The organism is Pseudomonas sp. THAF187a, from assembly GCF_009363395.1.
Classification (GTDB): domain Bacteria; phylum Pseudomonadota; class Gammaproteobacteria; order Pseudomonadales; family Pseudomonadaceae; genus Aquipseudomonas; species Aquipseudomonas khazarica.
Window position 1 is genome coordinate 4,336,047 of sequence record NZ_CP045349.1, and the last position, 16,901, is coordinate 4,352,947.

Sequence of the window (16,901 nt, forward strand, 5' to 3'; positions counted from 1 at the left end):
GCGATGCGGCGCCGCCGCTGCGTGGCCGGACTGTGCGCCAGGCCACGCAGGTACTCGTCAGCGGAACGGCGGCTCGTCGAAGCTGCGCAGCTTGCGCGAATGCAGCGAGTCGAGCTGGCTGCGCATCAGCTCCAGCGCGGCGATGCCGATGTGCAGGTGCTGGGTCACGGCGCGCTCGTAGAAGGCGCCAGCCGCGCCGGGCAGCTTGATCTCGCTGTGCAGGGGCTTGTCCGATACGCACAGCAGCGTGCCGTAAGGCACCCGCAGACGGTAGCCTTGCGCGGCGATGGTGCCGCTTTCCATGTCCACCGCCACCGCGCGCGACAGGTTGATCAGCGGTCGTTCCTGAGCCCAGCGCAGCTCCCAGTTGCGGTCGTCATAGGTCAGCACGGTGCCGGTGCGCAGGCGCTTCTTCAGCTCGTCACCCTGCTCGCCGGTCACCAGCTTGGCCGCCTCCTGCAGCGCCTGCTGCACCTCGGCCAGCGCCGGCAGCGGGATATGCGGCGGCAGCACGCGATCGAGAATGCCGTCGCGGCGCATGTAGGCGTGCGCCAGCACGTAGTCGCCGATGGTCTGCGACTGACGCAGGCCGCCACAGTGGCCGATCATCAGCCAGCAGTGCGGACGCAGCACGGCGAGGTGATCGGTGATGTTCTTGGCATTGGACGGGCCGACGCCGATGTTGACCAGGGTCACGCCGTGGCCATCCTCGGCCTGCAGGTGATAGGCCGGCATCTGGTAGCGGTGCCAGACCACGTTCTCGATGATCGCCTGCATCTCGCCTTCGGTCATGCCGCGACTGATCACCACGTTGCCCGGCAGCACCATGCGGCTGAAGCGCGAGTTGCCCACCAGCATGTCCAGGCCATGGCGGATGAACTGATCGACGTAGCGGTGATAGTTGGTCAGCAGGATCCACGGCTGCACATGGCGCCAGTCACTGCCGGTGTAGTGCTGGATGCGCTTGAGGGAAAAGTCGGTGCGCGCCGCATCGAACAGCGCCAACGGCAGCGGGTCGATGTTCTCCCAGTCGTACAGGCCGTCGGCCGTGCCATCGGTGGCGGCGGACAGATCGGTGCTGGGGAACACCCGCGCCAGTTCGGCGGCGGTCACGCCACTGCCGGCCAGCTCATCGCCGCCCTCGACCACGTAGGGATAGGGGATGTTCTGCTGGCTGCGGCCGACTTCCACGCGCAGGGTGAAATCGTTCATCAGCGGGCGCAGCTGCTCCAGCAGGTATTTGCGGAACGCTGCCGGCTGGGTCACGGTGATGGCGTAGGTTCCCGGCACCTGCACCTTGGCGTAGGCGCGCACGGTGGTCGGCACCTCGCCCTGGCACAGGTAGGTCAGGCGCAGCTCGGGGTAGCGGAACAGGCAGTGCTCGCTGGCGTCCGGACGGATGCGCTCCTTGAGATAACGCTTGAGCGCCTGGCTCAACGCACCAGTGGCCTCCTGGTGCAGGGCGGCGAGACGGTCCACCGCCTCCTCGGGGGTGTGAACAACGATGAAATCATCTGAGCAGGCTTTCACGATGCATCTTCCTGACTGAACGGACATCCCTATCTTGCCTGCATACGCCGACGAAAACATAGCGCGACGACGCTCGCGGCACGATGCCAGCAGCTAGGCTTGAAGCAATTGCCCAGAGGTCACCCCCATGCTTCGAGCACTCTGCCTGCTGCTGGCCGTCGCCGTGTGTCTCGGCGCCCGTGCCGGCGAACTCGATGGCCACTACCGGACGACGCTCGACGGTCAGCCGGCCGAGCTGATCCTGCACCAGCAGGGTGATCAGGTGGAGGGGCAATATGTGGAGAACCGCAGCCTGAGCCTGAGCCTCAGGGGCCACTACGACGGCCAGTTGCTGCGCGCCGAGATCAGCGATCCACGCTCCGGCCTGCTGCTGGCGAACATGAATGCCACCTACGCCAACGCGATGCTCAACGCCTCGATCGCCGCACGCGACCCGCGCAACGGGCAGGTGCTGGAGCGCCAGGCCCTGTTCCAGCGCGAAGCGGCGCAGGCCGAGCAGGCGCCTGCCGTCGCCGTCATTCACGACCCGGCGCTGATCGGCACCTGGGTGCATGAAAAGATCGTCAACAGCGGTGGCGCCAGCTTCGCCTCGTTCAACAGCGTGATGACGCTGCAGCTGAACCCGGACGGCAGCGTCACGCAGTGGAGCCGCTCCGCCGCAGGTGGCGCCGAGTGGAGCTACGACAGCCCGGGTGAAGTGCAGTACAGCGGTCACTGGCGCAGCCAGGACGGCCTGCTGATGGTGCGTCTGAGCGGCGCGCCCGACTATCGCCCGGCGGCCTACTACCGCTTCAGTGACCAGTACCTGGTCACCGAGAGCAATAGCGGCCAGATGATCTGGCAGCGCCGCCGCTGATCAGCGGAATCAGGCCGCCTGGTGCAGGCGCACGTTGAACAGTGGCCCCTGGCTGAAACGCGACAGCGTCTTGGCAGCTGCCAGCACGCCCAGGTCGATCAGCGGCTCGACCAGGATCACGCTCATGTAGGCCAGGCCGAAGCTGCCCACCGCCGCCAGGTTTTCGGCGGAGAAACCATGGCCATAGACGGCCCAGAATGCCACCCAGGCGACGATGCCACCCTGGTAGGCAGTCGACAGCGCCAGCGCCTGCTTGTAGGAAAGGTCCACGTAGGCTGTGCCCGGCGCGACGATGCGCTTGGCCAGCAGGCTGATGCCCCACAGCGGTACCAGCAGCGTGGTGACGTTCATCCCGTACTGCGGCAGGTCGAAGGGCGCGAAAAACAGCCCTTGCAGCAGCAGGCCGGCGGCCAGGCCGATGGCGGCGGCGCCGGCGCCGAACAGCAGCAACAGGGTCGAGCCGAGGATCAGGTGCACCTCGGACACGCCCACGGCGTGGTGCGGGAAGACCTCGAAGAAGCAGAACACCAGCGCAGTGGTCAGCAGGCTGCGCAGTGCCAGTGCGGCGACGCCGCCGTTGTTGCGGATGCTGTCCAGGGCGAGCTTGGCGGTGAGGCCGAGAGCGCTGACGGCGGTTGCGTAGCTGAGCAGGATCTTGGCGCCTTCGACGACACCGGGTTCGATATGCATTGGGGTTCCTTGGCCGCGCCCACCGCGCGACGATTCGGATGGGAGAAAGGGCAATACGCCCGTGAGCGATGGCAGGTCTCCTGGCTCACGGCTTGCCACTTCACCCGCCTTCCCGACCATCGTCAGTGGCACAAGGGGTGTCGTTCGCCGCTTACAGTTGCGGGGGCAGCCAGGGCCTTGGCGAGAGTCGCCGCACCCTGTTCCCTTTTCATCCGCGTGACGCGTGCGCACGCAGAACCATCGGCCGCCAGATTACTCGCCTGTTGCGCCAAAAAACAGCGCATCAGGCGATCAATGCCTGAACCTCAGGCCAGGTGTGGCGTGCTGCGCGCCAGCAGTGCCTCGACATCGACGCCGCGCGGCAAGGTCCCGTAGACCCGCCCTCGCCCTTCCAGACGGCTGGCGATGAAGGCATCGCTCACCAGGCTGTTGCCCGCCTCGAGCAGCAACTTGGCCTGCAGTGCCACGGCCATGTCCTCGGTGAGCTGGCGTGCGCGGTACTGGATGTCGGCGGTGTCACGGAAGTCCGCCTGCAGGCGCTGGATATGCGCCTTGAGGCGGGCATCACCATGGCCGTCACCCAGCTCGGTGAACAGCGCGTCGAGCACGCCGGGCTCCTTGGACAGCGCGCGCAGCACGTCCAGGCATTGCACGTTGCCCGAACCTTCCCAGATCGAGTTGACCGGTGCTTCGCGGTACAGGCGCGGCATGATGGTTTCCTCGACGTAGCCGGCACCGCCCATGCATTCGCTGGCCTCGTAGATCATTTCCGGGGAGCGCTTGCAGATCCAGTACTTGCCCACGGCGGTGACCAGGCGAGCGAACTTGTCCTCCTGCTCGTCATGCTGATGGTCGAGCGACCGGCCCATGCGCATGCACAGCGCCAGCGCCGCCTCGCTTTCCAGCGCCAGGTCGGCCAGCACGTTCTGCATCAGCGGCTGCTCGGCGAGCAGCTTGCCGCCGACCTGGCGATGCGCGCAGTGGTGCGCCGCATGGGTCAGGGCCTGGCGCATCAGGCTGCTGGAGCCGACCATGCAGTCGAAGCGGGTCATGGCCACCATCTCGATGATGGTCGGCACGCCGCGCCCCTCCTCACCCAGCATCCAGGCGAAGGCGCCACGGTATTCCACCTCGCTGGAGGCGTTGGCCCAGTTGCCCAGCTTGTTCTTCAGGCGCTGGACGTAGAACTCGTTGCGCGAGCCATCCGGGCGATGGCGCGGCAGGAGGAAGCAGGACAGGCCACGGTCGGTGTAGGCCAGGGTCAGGAAGGCGTCGCACATCGGCGCCGAGCAGAACCACTTGTGACCGACCAGCTCATAGCCCTGCCCTGGCCCGCCGAGGCCGATGGGATAGGCACGCGTGGTGTTGGCACGCACGTCGGTGCCGCCCTGTTTCTCGGTCATGGCCATGCCGATGGTGACGCCGCTCTTCTGCTCCATCGGCAGGTTGCGCGGGTCGTACTCGGTCGCGAGGATCTTCGGCAGCCACTGCTCGGCGACGTTGGCCTGCAGGCTGATGGCCGGCACGGCGGCGAAGGTCATGGTCAGCGGGCAACCGCTGGCGGCCTCGGCCTGGCTATGCAGATAGGTGAGACCGGCACGGGCGACATGGGCGCCAGCCCGGGGATCGGTCCAGGGCAGCGACGGCAGGCCATGCTCGATGGCCGTGCGCATCAGCTCGTGATAGGCCGGGTGGAACTCGATCAGGTCGATGCGGTTGCCATAGCGGTCATGGCTCTTGAACACCGGCTTGTTCTCGTTGGCGAGGAAGCCTGCCTGCATCAGCGCGCCACCGGCCAGGGCGCCGTAGGCGCTCAGGCGCTCGTCCGCCCAGCCGCCGTCGTAGCGCCGAATCCACTCCTGCAGCGGCAGGTCGAGGCGGTAGAGGTTGGCGCCGTCCAGGCTCGGTACCTGGTTGAACACCTCGTGGGTTTCCGCGTGCAGGCTGGGTTTCATCGCGTGGGTTCCTCGGCGCCGACGGCGCGCAGACAGAAGGTGGCAAGGCCGGCGCTGACCTGCGCCAGCTCCAGTGTGGGTTGTCCGGCTTCGCGGGCGGCGCGGGCTGGCGGGGACAGCGGTCCGACCAGGGCTTCGGCGATGGCGCCAACCAGGCAGGCTGCCACCAGGCCGATCCGTTCGACGCGAAACTCGCCGACGCGAACGCCCTCCTCGAGCAGCTCGATGAACAGCTCGGCATAGGCCTCGCGGTAGAGCAGGCGCTGCTCGTCGACTTCCGGGTCGACCGGTTCGGCGATCAGGGCAAAGGCCAGGCGCCGGCTGTGCCAGGCGCGGGCAGCGAACTGCTCGAGGCCGCCACGCAGGCGCTGCGCCGCGCTGCCCGTGCCGCGCAGGGCACCGGCCAGGGCATCGACCTCACGCTGGCTGGCGCTGGCGAAGACTTCCGCGGCCAGCTCGCCCTTGCTGCGGAAATGGCGGTACAGGCTGCCGGTGGCGATACCGACATCCTCGGCCAGCGCCTGCATGGTCAGCGCGGCAAAACCACCGGCGCTGACCCGCTGCTGGGCACAGGCGAGGATGAGCTGGCGCTGCGCCTGGTCGCGGTCCAGTCGGGCTTCGGTGGTGCGATAGGCCATGGTCTGAATCCTGATTCACTTTTTCCCAGTGAATCAGGATTCAGACCATGTCTAAAGGGGTGATCCGGCCAAATCTGCGGACGAACCGGGAAGCAAGTGGCGGCTCGTCAGCCCGGCAGACAGCAGGGCCTGCCGCGAGGAGAGGAACGGAGCGGGAGCACCCGCCTCACCAGGCGGCGCGGGTCAGGACGGCACCCGAGTGTCCCTCAGAGCGGCGCGGAGCCGCCGGAAACTGCCGCCGGGCGGCACAACACCCAGTCGTGCAGCAGCACGCGCAGTTCCTCGAACTTGACCGGCTTGGCCAGGTAGTCGCTCATGCCGGCGGCCAGGCAGCGTTCGCGATCGCCGCTGTGGCTGTGCGCGGTGATCGCCAGCACCGGTACCTCGGCGCAGCCAGGCAGGGCACGGATCGCCCGGCACGTGGCGAAGCCGTCCATGACCGGCATCTGGCAATCCAGCAGCACGGCATCCACGGACTCTTCGCGCAGCAGCGTCAAAGCCTCCGCGCCGTTGTCGGCCGTGCGCACGCGGTAGCCGAGCTTGAGCAGCATGCCGCGTGTCACCAGCTGGTTGATCGCGTTGTCCTCGACGATCAGCACCGTGCATTGCTGCGCCTGGCGCTGCACCGTACCACTCGACTGGCGCGGCAAACGGGCGACCGGCGTGACAGGCTGCTCGGGCAAGGTCAGCGGCACGTTGAGGCGAAAGCGGCTGCCAACGCCCGGTTGCGACTCGTGGCTGAGGCTGCCGCCGAGCAGGTCGACCAGGTGCCGGCAGATCGCCAGGCCAATGCCGAGTCCGCCATATTTGCGGGTCATGGAGCCGTCGAGTTGGTGGAAACGCTGGTAGAGGTCCCCCTCGACATGGGCGAAGCCGATCCCGCTGTCGCTGACCACCACGCTGAGCGGCAGGTTGCTGCCAATGCTGCCGGCCCGGCCGACTTCCAGGGTCACACCGCCCTCGCTGGTGAACTTGATGGCGTTGTCCAGCAGGTAGCCCAGCGCCTGCGCCAGCTTGGCGGCGTCCCCTTCGAGGGTGTCCGGCAGGCTGTCATCCAGCTCCAGGGTGAAACTCAGCCCCTTGTCCTCGGCGCGGGGGGCGTACTGGGCGCACAGCCCGTCGAGCAGCCCGCGCAGGCTGAAGGCGTCGCGCCGGGGGTAGAGCTTGCCGGCCTGCAGTTCGGTGAGGGCGAGGATGTCGTTGACCATGCGCATCATGTCGCGCGCCGAGGCGGCAGCCGTCTTCTGGTACTGCTCCAGTTCGACGTCCATCTTCACCGTCTGCATCAGCTCCAGCGAGCCGATCACGCCATTCATCGGGGTACGCAGCTCATGAGTGACGGTGGCGAGGAATTCGTCCTTGAAGCGGTTGCTGTCCGCCAGCTCCTGGTTCAGCGCCTCCAGCTTGCGCCCGGCCTCCTGCAGGATGCGCGTGCGCTCTTCCTTCATCGCGTTGATGCGGTCGGCCAGCGCCAGCGACAACAGGCCGACTTCCAGCGCAGAGCCGATCTGGCTGGCGTACATGGTGAGAAATACGTTGGGCACATGGCCCAGCACCATCAGGGTGTTGACGATGCCGCCGACGAGGAAGGCGGTCCAGGCGAAGATGAAGTAGCGCGCCACACGCATGCCGCGCAGCCAGGCCAGGATGCCGGCAGCGAAGATCACCACGGTGAACAGCAGGGCCAGGTAGGTGGCCAGGCGCAGGGCCGTGGCGTAGCTGATGCACAGCGCCAGGATCATGACTGCGGCACCACAGGCCATGAGCACCAGCAGCAGGCGGTCGACCCACGGGCTGTGCTCGGCGGTGTGCAGGAAACTGCGGGCGAACTGACAGCCGAACAGCGCGGCGGAGCCGATCAGAAATGGCGTCGCGGCATTCGCCCACCAGGGGCTGTCGGGCCAGAAGTACTCGATGCCGGCACCGTTGACCGAGATCTGGTACAGGCCGAACGAGGCGATGTAGAGGATGTAGTAGAGATAGCTGGTGTCGCGCACGCTGAGGAAGATGAACAGGTTGTACACCAGCATCACCAGCAGCACGCCGTAGATGATGCCGAGCACGTAGATGCGCCCTGGCTGCTCTTCCAGATAGGCGTTGGGCGACCACAGGGTCAGCGGCGCCTGGATCGAGCCCTGGCTCTCCAGGCGCAGGTAGATGCGCTTGGTCTGCCCCGGTTCGAGGCTCAGTTCGAACAGGTAGTTGTTCTGACGAATCTGCCGGCTGTCGAACGGCAGGGCGTCGCCGGTGCGCTGGGCCAGGGTGAAACTGCCGCTGTCGTCGGGCAGGTAGAGTTCCAGATGATCGAGCGGCGGGTAGGCCAGCTCCAGCAGCCAGCTGCGTGCGCCCTGCTCCTGCCGGGGCAGGTACTGCAGGTCCAAGCGCAACCAGAACACCGAGCGCGAATAACCGGCATTGAGCACCGGCTTGTCATGCAGGCGAAAGCTGCCCTGCACCGCCTGCGAGGAAACGTCGTCGATGCTGGCATCACCGCGCACATCTTCGAAGACGTACATGCTCTGCCCCAGCGGTAGGGCACGCACTTGTTCGTCGAAGGTGACAGCGCCCACGAGCGAGGAAAAAACGAGGCTCATGACGAGCGCGAGCAGCCGGGACATACGACTCCACTATCACCTGTCGAACGATATCGGACTCCCATCAGCCCATGATCGATATCGCCACGCAGGGCAGACTTATATTCGAATCGCCCTACTCTAGGGACTGTCGAGGCTATTTGCCAGATTCGGCAGGCAGTTTAAGCAATGCCCCACTGATGGATTCGGCCAGATACTGCAGGGAAAACACCCCACCGTAGGTCCAGGTCGAGGGCATCGCGGCGAAGCGTCCGCCGCGCACGAAAGGCATCGCCTGCCACAGCGGCGACGCGAACAGTTGCGCCTCCTGGGCGAAGGGCTCGATGTGCAGGACCACGCCGCGCTCGATATGCCCCAGCGTGGTGATGGGCACCTGGGTGATGCCCCAGGGGCTGGGCTCCAGCGGCAGCGCCGGCTGCAGGCCGAGCAGCGTCAGCGCATGCTGCGGCATGGAATTGGGACCGTTGATGAAGGCGGCTGTCGGCGAGGAGAAGCGAATCACCGTCACTGCCGGCAGTTGCCCCGCGAAATGTGTCTGCAGCCGCTCACGCAGCTGCACCAGCTCGGCATCCATCGTCTGCAGGCGACGCTTGGCCAGCGCCTCACGCCCAAGAGCACGCGCCAGATCGAGGAATGCTTCGCGCTGCGCCTGCAGGTTGTCGTGCTGCTGGCCGAAGCCCGGGTACAGCTGCACTGGCGCGATGCGTTCGAGCAACGGACGGATGTCTTCGAGCTGGGGCGCGATGACGATCAGCTGTGGCTGCAGCTCGGCCAGCAACTCGAGATTCGGTTCCAGACGCGAGCCGGCCGACGGCACGCCATCCGGCAGGGTCGGCCGTACCACCCAGGTGCGATAGTCGCCGGCATCGGCGACGGTCAGCGGCGTGACGTCGAGCATCAGCAGGTGCTCCGCCGCCTCCCAGCTCAGCGCCGCGACCCGCGGCGCATCCTGGGCCCACAGGGGCGTCAGCCAGAGCAGCAGCAGACCGAACAATCCGGCTCTCATGCCAGCCTCCCGCGAATCAGCAGGTACACGAAGTAAGCGCCGCACAGTACCGAGGCGACGATGCCCACCGGAATCTGCAACGGGAAGATCAGCGTGCGCCCGGCCCAGTCCGCCAGCAGCATCAGCACCGCGCCCAGCGCCGCCGCCAGCAGCAGTTGCGGCAGCACCCGCCGCGCCCCGAGCAGTACGGCGATGTGCGGCGCCAACAGGCCGAGAAAGGCCACCGGCCCGAGCAGGCTGGTGACCAGCGCGCAGAGCAGCGCCACCAGGACCAGCAGCGCCAGGCGCAGGCGCGGCACGTCCAGGCCACGGCTGGCCGCCACGCCGTCACCGATCCCGATCAGCGTCAAGGCACGCTGGAACACTGCGGCCAGGCCGCCCAGCAACAGCACACCGGCGCTCAGCCACAGCGCCTGCGCGGGCGTGGAGCGGTAGGTGGAGCCGGCCAGCCAGCCCAGCAGCGCGAAGGAGTCCCCCGAGCCCTTGGCCAGCACGAACTGCAGCGCGGCATTGAGCAGTGCACCGAGGGAGATGCCCAGCAGCGCCATCAACGCCGGGGAGTAGCGATGCCGTCGGCCAAGCAGCATCAGCACGATCAACACCGCCAGGCTGCCGAGGAAGGCCGCCAGCGGGGCCACGGCGCCGAGCACACCGCCGCCGAACAGCATCAGCGCCACCATCACTGCCAGGGTGGCGCCGGCCGACAGACCGAGGATGTCCGGGCTGGCCAGCGGGTTGCGCAGCAGGCGCTGCAGCAGCAGGCCGGATATCGCCAGGCCCGCCCCCGCCGACGCGGCGGTCAGCACACGCGGCCAGCGCAGCGACCAGACCAGCGCCGACGGCCACTGCAGACGCCAGCCGTCCAGACCACGGGCCAGCCCCAATGCCAGCGTCAGCGCCAGCAGGGCGAACGCCGCCACCCACAGCGCGCTGCGCCAGCCGAAGCGCTCGGCCCCGGCCGGCAACTGCAGGCCATGCGGGTCTTCGGCCGCCAGGTGCCGACGGGCCATCCACAGCAGCACCGGCGCCCCGATCAGCGCAGCCGCCGCGCCGCTGGGCACCAGTTGGCCGCCGATATGATTGGCCAGCAGCGCCAGTACGTCGGTGGCGAGCAGCAACAAGGCGCCGAGCAAGGTGCTGTAGAGCAGTTCGTCGCGCGCACTGCGGGCGCCGAGCAGGCGCGCCAGGTTGGGCGTGAGCAGGCCGATGAAGCCGATCAGACCGACCGCCGTGATCGACACCGAGCACAGCCACAGTGCCGCCAGGAACAGCGCCAGCATCACCGGCCACAGCGCCAGACCGCGCGCCTGGGCGGCGTCGCCACCCAGCTGCAGCAGGCTCAGCGGACGCGGCGCCAGGACCAGCACGGGCAGCGCCAGCAACAACTTGGGCCACAGCCATTGCACCCAGTGCCAGTCGATCTGCGCCAGGTCACCCGCGCCCCAGACGAACAGGCCCTGGGTGTACTGGTTGTTGATCAGCACCAGCCCCGCCGCCAGCGCCCCCAGCAGCAGGTTCATCGCCATGCCACCGAGCACCAGCGGCAGGCCGCCGATACCGCTGCGACCGGCGATCAGCAGCACCAGGCCGACGGCCACCAGGGCACCGCCGAGGGCCGCCCACTGCCCCTGCTCGGCGGCGAAGGCGGGCAGCAGCAGCGTGGCCAGGACCAGCCCCAGCCAGGCGCCGGACGAAGCGCCAATGGTCATCGGCGACACCAGGCGATTCTGCGTGATCTGCTGCAACAGGCTGCCGGACAGGCCCAGCGCGGCGCCCGTCAGCAACGCCATGCTCAGCCTGGGCAACGCCGACAGCTGCAGCTGGAGGAACGCGAAGCTCTGCGCCGGCGCGCCCAGCAGCGCCCACAGCTCCAGCGGCGCGACCTCGGCCGCCAGCCACAGGTGCACCAGCATCAGCGGCAGCAGCGCGAGCAGTGTCAGAACGTGGCGTGCCGGCGCCGAGACTGCCGCCACGTTCAGGCCACCACGGCAATCTTGCGGGCGCCGCCGGGCTGCTCGATCAGTTCGATGTCGATGTCGTAGAGCTGGCTGAGCAGCGGCCCGTCGAGCAGCTCGTCCGGGCTGCCATCGAAGAAGATGCGTCCCTGCTTCAGCGCGATCACCCGGTCGGCATGCCGTGCGGTGAGGTTGATGTCATGCAGGATAGCGACGATGCCACGACCGCTGTCGCGGTTGAGCTGGCGCAGCAGGCCCATCAGCTCGTACTGGTGGGCCAGGTCCAGCGCCGAGGTCGGCTCGTCGAGCAGCAGCAGCGGCGAATGCTGGGCCAGCAGCATGGCGATCCAGGCCCGCTGCCGCTCGCCACCGGACAGGCCGTCGGCCAGCTGCTCGGCGTAGTGGGCGACATCGGTCTGCGCCAGTGCCTGATCGACCGCCGCATGGTCCTCGGCGCGCCAGCGGCCGAGCAGGCCGCGCCAGGGGAAGCGTCCCAGGCGCACCAGCTCGCGTACGGTCAGCCCGGCGACGTCCGGCAGGTGTTGCGGCAGGAACGCCACCCGCCGGGCGAAGTCACGGGCGGAGAAACGCGACAGGGGCTGATCATCGAGCTGCAGGCTGCCACGCGTCGGCTCCAGCTGACGCGCCAGCAGGTTCATCAGGGTGGATTTGCCCGAGCCGTTGTGGCCGAGGATCACGGTAAAGCGATCACCCTCGAGATGCAGCTCGTCCAAGGCCAGGGTCACCCGCTCGCCACGGCGGACTTCGATATCACGCAGCTTCAGCACGACGAGGTCCCCGCCAGGCTGCGCACGGTCACATCGAACAGGGGGTGAAGGTCGTGCATCGCGACGAATCCGGGCGACATGAGATAAAGAGGGGCGAATTTAATCATCGATACGCATATGCATCAAATTATCATTCGCCACTGAAGTCTCACGCCGTGCCGGGCTTGCGCACCAGCAAGGGGAACAGCGCAGCCGTCAGCACCAGGCCGGCCGCCCCCACCCAGAACGGCACGACCTGGCCGTAATGACTGACCAGCAGGCCGGCACCGTAGGCCGAGCCCATGTTGCCCAGGCACTGGAAGATGTTGATCTTGCTGAAGTCCACCGCGTAGTGCTCCGGCGAGCTCAGCTCGAACAGCAGCGCATCGAGGCGCACCGTGACCTGATACAGCGCCCAGCCGAACAGCACCCGCCCGAGCAGGATCAGCCACTGGTCGGCGAAGCCCTGGATGAAGGTGGCGACAGCGCCCAGCAGCAGGCCGGCGAGGATGCCGTCACGGGTGTTGCCCTGCCGGGTCGCGCGACGCCCCCACCACAGTGCCAGCACGGCCACCGCTCCCGGCAGCGAATAGACGAAGCCGGCGGCCATCTCGCTGTTCCAGTGCGCCACCTGCTGCCAGTAGACGGCGAAGAACGGTCGGGTGATGTAACCCACGCAGTAGAACAGCAGCATCACCACGCACAGCCGGTAGATGGCCGGCAGGCTGCGCGCCGTGTTGCGCACCGGCGCTTCGTCGCTCGCAGGCTGCTCACCGGGCGCGGGCAGGTAGCCGCGCACCAGGTGCATGCAGATGGCCATCTGGATGAAATCGCCGGCCGCCATCACCAGGAACACGTCGCCGATGTTCATGACCTGCAGGACCAGGCCACCCAGCGCGGCACCGAGAATGGCACCGAAGTGCACCACCACCGACAGCGTGCCGATGGTCTGCGTGTGGTTGTCCTGCTGCTGCAGGCTCATCACGTAGGGGTACATCAGCAGGTAGCTGCCCTTGAACAGCACCATCACCAGCGACACCACCCAGAACAGCGGCAGCGAATCGATGAAGTAGCAGGCAGCGGTGAGGCTGCCGGCCATGAACTGCGCGCTGATCAGGATCCGCACCGGATGCACGCGCTTGGCCAGGCGCGCCCAGAGCGGAAACACCGCCATCACCACCAGGCTGACCACGGCCAGGTAGAGGCCGACGTACTGTTCCGGCGGATTGCCGAAGCGCTCGGCGAAATACTGTGGGTAGAACGGGATGATCAGGTTATCGGTGATCACCGCCAGGGCGGTCATCATGATCAGGCAGGTACGCAGAGGCATCGGCAGCAATCGGGCAAGGCGGCAGGACCGCGCATGATGCCACTTCCAGGCAGGCGAACGCCAATACAGACGAGAATCAGAAAGGCTAACACCAGGCATGCCGTGCAGCCGCCTGAGCCTGGTTAGTGATAAGCTCGCGCACCATGAAAACGCCAAACTCCCGCCCCGTAGTGCTCTGCATGTCCGGCCACGACCCCAGCGGTGGTGCCGGCCTGCAGGCCGACATCGAAGCCCTGCTCGCCCAGGGTTGCCACGCCGCCCCGACGGTAACCGCGCTGACCGTGCAGGACACGGTCAATGTCAGCGACTTCCGCGTGCTCGACCGCGACTGGGTGCTGGCCCAGGCCCGCACCGTGATCGCCGACCTGCCGGTCGCGGCGGTCAAGCTGGGCATGCTCGGTTCGGTGGAGATGGTCGATACCGTGCTCGAGGTGATGAGCCAGCTGCCCGGCGTACCGCTGGTCTGCGACCCGGTGCTGCGTGCCGGCGGCGGCGGTTCGCTGGGCAGGGACGACGTCGGCTACGCCATGCGCGAGCGGCTGTTCGCCGTGTCCACCATCGCCACACCGAACCTGCCGGAAGCCCGTATCCTCGCCGAACTGCCAGACGGCAGCGCCGACGCGTGCGCCGACAAGCTGCTGCCCTTCATCGAACACCTGCTGATCACCGGCGGCCACGGCGACGAAGCCGAGGTGCACAACCGCCTGTACAGCCGCGATGGCAGCCGCCACACCTTCACCTGCGCCCGCCTGCCCGGCAGCTACCACGGTTCCGGCTGCACCCTGGCCAGCACGCTCGCAGGCCGCCTGGCCCTGGGCGAGGAACTGGTCAGCGCCGTGCGCAGCGCCCTCGACTACACCTGGCGCACCCTGCGCGACGCCGAACAACCGGGTCACGGCCAGTACGTGCCGCGCCGCCTGCCCCTGGACTTCGGCGCATGACCTTGCGCGGCCTTTACGCCATCACCGACACCCCGCTGCTGGCCGGCGGCCAGCTGCTGCCCTACGCCGAGGCGGCCTTGCGCGGTGGCGCGCGCCTGCTGCAGTACCGCGACAAGTCCGGCGACGACGCCCGCCGTTTCGATGAGGCCCAGGCGCTGGCCGAGCTGTGCCAGCGCCACGGCGCCACGCTGATCATCAACGACGACCTGGAGCTGGCCGCACGCCTGGGCGTGGGCCTGCACCTGGGACAGGGCGACGGTTCGCTGGCCGCGGCCCGTGCCCGCCTGGGCGGCGACTGCGTGCTCGGCGGCACCTGCCATGCCCAACTGGAGCTGGCCGAGCGCGCCGTAGCCGAGGGCGCCAGCTACATCGCCTTCGGACGCTTCTTCAACTCCAACACCAAACCCGGCGCCCCTGCCGCCACCGTGGAGCTGCTGGATCAGGCCCGTGCGCGCTTCGACCGGCCCATCGTCGCCATTGGCGGCGTGAGCCTGGACACCGCCCCCGGCCTGATCGCCCATGGCGCCAGCATGGTCGCCGTGATCCACGCCCTGTTCGCTGCGGACTCCGCCTCCGAGGTGGAAGACCGCGCCCGCGCCTTCACGGCGCTGTTCGATTGACCCTTTTGCAGAGAGAACCCGTCATGTCCCGCTCCGAGATCCTCTTCGCCAACGCCCAGAAGCACATCCCCGGCGGCGTCAATTCGCCGGTACGCGCCTTCCGCAGCGTCGGCGGCACCCCGCTGTTCTTCAAGCATGCCGAAGGCGCGTACGTGGTCGATGAAGACGACAAGCGCTACGTCGACTACGTCGGCTCCTGGGGCCCGATGATCCTCGGCCACAGCCACCCTGAGGTGCTCGACTCGGTCCGTCGCCAGCTCGACCACGGCCTCTCCTACGGCGCACCGACCGCGCTCGAGACCGAGATGGCCGAGCTGGTCTGCGGCCTGGTGCCGTCGATGGAGATGGTGCGCATGGTCAGTTCCGGCACCGAGGCGACCATGAGCGCCATCCGCCTGGCCCGTGGCTACACCGGCCGCGACAGCATCATCAAGTTCGAGGGCTGCTACCACGGTCACTCCGACAGCCTGCTGGTCAAGGCCGGCTCCGGCGCCCTGACCCAGGGCGTGCCGAACTCCGCCGGCGTACCGGCGGCCTTCGCCAAGCACACCCTGACCCTGCCCTTCAACGACATCGACGCCGTGGCCGAGTGCCTGGCCCAGGTCGGCAATGAGGTAGCGTGCATCATCGTCGAGCCGGTGGCCGGCAACATGAACTGCGTACCGCCGGCGCCGGGCTTCCTCCAGGGCCTGCGCGAGCAGTGCGACAAGCACGGCGTGGTGCTGATCTTCGACGAAGTGATGACCGGCTTCCGCGTCGCCCTCGGCGGCGCCCAGGCGCACTACGGCGTCGACCCCGACCTGACCACCTTCGGCAAGATCATCGGCGGCGGCATGCCGGTCGGCTGCTTCGGCGGCAAGCGCGCGATCATGGAGTGCATCGCCCCGCTCGGCCCGGTCTACCAGGCTGGCACACTGTCGGGTAACCCGCTGGCCATGGCCGCCGGCCTGACCACCCTCAAGCTGATCAGCCGCCCGGGCTTCCACGCCGAGCTGAGCGACTACACCTCGCGCATGCTCACCGGCCTGCAGGAGCGCGCCGATGCCGCCGGCATTCCGTTCGTCACCACGCAGGCAGGCGCCATGTTCGGCCTGTACTTCAGCGGCGCCGACGACATCGTCACCTTCGCCGACGTGATGGCCAGCGACAGCGCGCGCTTCAACCGCTTCTTCCACCTCATGCTCGAGGGTGGCGTGTACCTGGCGCCAAGCGCCTTCGAAGCCGGCTTCACCTCGATCGCCCATGGCGACAAGGAACTGGAGATCACCTTCGCTGCGGCCGAACGCGCCTTCGCCGAACTGAAAAAAGCCTGATGCAGTACAGCACCACCTGCAGCGATGCCCTGCTGGCCATCGCCTGCGCCACGTGCGCCTGGCTCATCGGCCGGGCCCGCGGGCGTCATGGCGAAGGCGATCAGCCGGCACTGTTCTGTGCACTGCTGGGCTTCCTGTTGCCGGCGGCAGCCGCCAGCGTCGGCGTGGTGCGCTACGGCTTCGACCCGAGCTGGCAAGGCGCACACCTGTGGCTGAGCCAGGCCAGCGCCTTCCTCGGCCTGCCACTGCTGGGCGCTGCGGCACTGGCGCTGGGCCGTGGCTGGGCCTGGAGCCGAGCGAACTGGGGGCGCATCCTGCTCGGACTGTGCGCCTTCTTCGAGCTGTTCCGCCAGCTCGGCTACCTCGAGGACTACCGCCTGGCGCTGAATCTGCTCACCCTGGTGCTGATTCTCTATGCGGGCGCCATGCAATGGCCGCAGCGCCGCGCACTGTTCGCCGCCGTCGGTGTCGTGGGCCTGTTCCTGCTCGCCGGCATCGGAGTGGGCAGCACGGGCAAGATCGGCCCGCTGTTGCGCGTGGACCTGTTCCACGTGTTGCTCGCACTGGCCTATCCGCTGCTGGCCTGGTTGCTGCTGAGCCTGCCGGGAAGTGCGACGAAACAGGCTTTGTAACAAGCGGGCGGTTTATTCCATAATGCGCCGGTCGACACGCATCGCGTCGACCGGGCATGTCTCCCGCCCTGAAC

14 protein-coding genes and 1 riboswitch are annotated in these 16,901 nt (G+C 67.8%); of the genes, 5 read left to right on the forward strand and 9 right to left on the reverse strand.

Annotation, left to right across the window (positions count from 1 at the left end):
* Positions 1-57: 57 nt before the first annotated feature.
* On the reverse strand, positions 58-1,530 hold the full coding sequence (gene amn, locus FIV02_RS20150; RefSeq protein ID WP_047591523.1) for an AMP nucleosidase: 1,473 nt from the start codon (positions 1,528-1,530) through the stop codon (positions 58-60).
* Between the two features lie 127 nt (positions 1,531-1,657).
* Here amn and FIV02_RS20155 point away from each other — a divergent pair, with 127 nt between their 5' ends.
* Positions 1,658-2,386 carry a hypothetical protein gene (locus FIV02_RS20155; RefSeq protein ID WP_152489618.1) on the forward strand — a complete coding sequence of 243 codons (729 nt, stop codon included), beginning with the start codon at positions 1,658-1,660 and terminating at the stop codon, positions 2,384-2,386.
* 9 nt (positions 2,387-2,395) lie between these two features.
* Here the strand turns inward: FIV02_RS20155 and FIV02_RS20160 are convergent, their stop codons facing one another.
* The 8 genes from FIV02_RS20160 to FIV02_RS20195 form a co-directional block, all read right to left on the reverse strand.
* Positions 2,396-3,076: an energy-coupling factor ABC transporter permease gene (locus FIV02_RS20160; protein WP_047591527.1), complete on the reverse strand. Its 681-nt coding sequence runs from the start codon at positions 3,074-3,076 to the stop codon at positions 2,396-2,398.
* A 52-nt stretch (positions 3,077-3,128) separates the two neighbouring features.
* Positions 3,129-3,333: riboswitch (cobalamin riboswitch) on the reverse strand.
* Positions 3,334-3,381: 48 nt separating this feature from the next.
* Positions 3,382-5,031, reverse strand: coding sequence for an acyl-CoA dehydrogenase family protein (locus FIV02_RS20165; RefSeq protein ID WP_152489619.1), 1,650 nt, complete (start codon positions 5,029-5,031; stop codon positions 3,382-3,384).
* Positions 5,028-5,669: a TetR/AcrR family transcriptional regulator gene (locus tag FIV02_RS20170; protein WP_152489620.1), complete on the reverse strand. Its 642-nt coding sequence runs from the start codon at positions 5,667-5,669 to the stop codon at positions 5,028-5,030. The genes FIV02_RS20165 and FIV02_RS20170 overlap by 4 nt, the downstream gene beginning before the upstream one ends.
* 206 nt (positions 5,670-5,875) lie before the next feature.
* On the reverse strand, positions 5,876-8,263 hold the full coding sequence (locus FIV02_RS20175) for a hybrid sensor histidine kinase/response regulator (protein WP_172979183.1): 2,388 nt from the start codon (positions 8,261-8,263) through the stop codon (positions 5,876-5,878).
* Positions 8,264-8,399: 136 nt separating this feature from the next.
* Positions 8,400-9,269, reverse strand: a complete 870-nt coding sequence (locus FIV02_RS20180) for an ABC transporter substrate-binding protein (RefSeq protein ID WP_152489622.1) — start codon at positions 9,267-9,269, stop codon at positions 8,400-8,402.
* Positions 9,266-11,242, reverse strand: a complete 1,977-nt coding sequence (fhuB, locus tag FIV02_RS20185; protein ID WP_037051626.1) for a Fe(3+)-hydroxamate ABC transporter permease FhuB — start codon at positions 11,240-11,242, stop codon at positions 9,266-9,268. Before fhuB ends, FIV02_RS20180 begins: the two co-directional genes overlap by 4 nt.
* A 2-nt stretch (positions 11,243-11,244) precedes the next feature.
* Positions 11,245-12,012: an ABC transporter ATP-binding protein gene (locus FIV02_RS20190; RefSeq protein WP_047584710.1), complete on the reverse strand. Its 768-nt coding sequence runs from the start codon at positions 12,010-12,012 to the stop codon at positions 11,245-11,247.
* A gap of 148 nt (positions 12,013-12,160) precedes the next feature.
* On the reverse strand, positions 12,161-13,321 hold the full coding sequence (locus FIV02_RS20195) for an MFS transporter (RefSeq protein WP_037051786.1): 1,161 nt from the start codon (positions 13,319-13,321) through the stop codon (positions 12,161-12,163).
* Positions 13,322-13,464: 143 nt separating this feature from the next.
* Between FIV02_RS20195 and FIV02_RS20200 the strand changes: the two genes are divergently transcribed.
* From FIV02_RS20200 to FIV02_RS20215, 4 genes are read left to right on the forward strand one after another with little or no spacing between them, the layout of a single operon-like run.
* The gene (locus FIV02_RS20200; RefSeq protein WP_172979184.1) at positions 13,465-14,262 is read left to right on the forward strand and encodes a hydroxymethylpyrimidine/phosphomethylpyrimidine kinase; all 798 of its coding nucleotides are present in this window, start codon (positions 13,465-13,467) and stop codon (positions 14,260-14,262) included.
* Entirely contained in the window at positions 14,259-14,882 is a 624-nt protein-coding gene (thiE, locus tag FIV02_RS20205) for a thiamine phosphate synthase (protein ID WP_152489624.1), read from the forward strand. The genes FIV02_RS20200 and thiE overlap by 4 nt, the downstream gene beginning before the upstream one ends.
* 23 nt (positions 14,883-14,905) lie before the next feature.
* Positions 14,906-16,195 carry a glutamate-1-semialdehyde 2,1-aminomutase gene (hemL, locus tag FIV02_RS20210; protein WP_152489625.1) on the forward strand — a complete coding sequence of 430 codons (1,290 nt, stop codon included), beginning with the start codon at positions 14,906-14,908 and terminating at the stop codon, positions 16,193-16,195.
* Positions 16,195-16,827 (forward strand): hypothetical protein, encoded by a 633-nt coding sequence (locus tag FIV02_RS20215; protein ID WP_152489626.1) that lies wholly within the window; start codon positions 16,195-16,197, stop codon positions 16,825-16,827. The genes hemL and FIV02_RS20215 overlap by 1 nt, the downstream gene beginning before the upstream one ends.
* Positions 16,828-16,901: the final 74 nt, after the last annotated feature.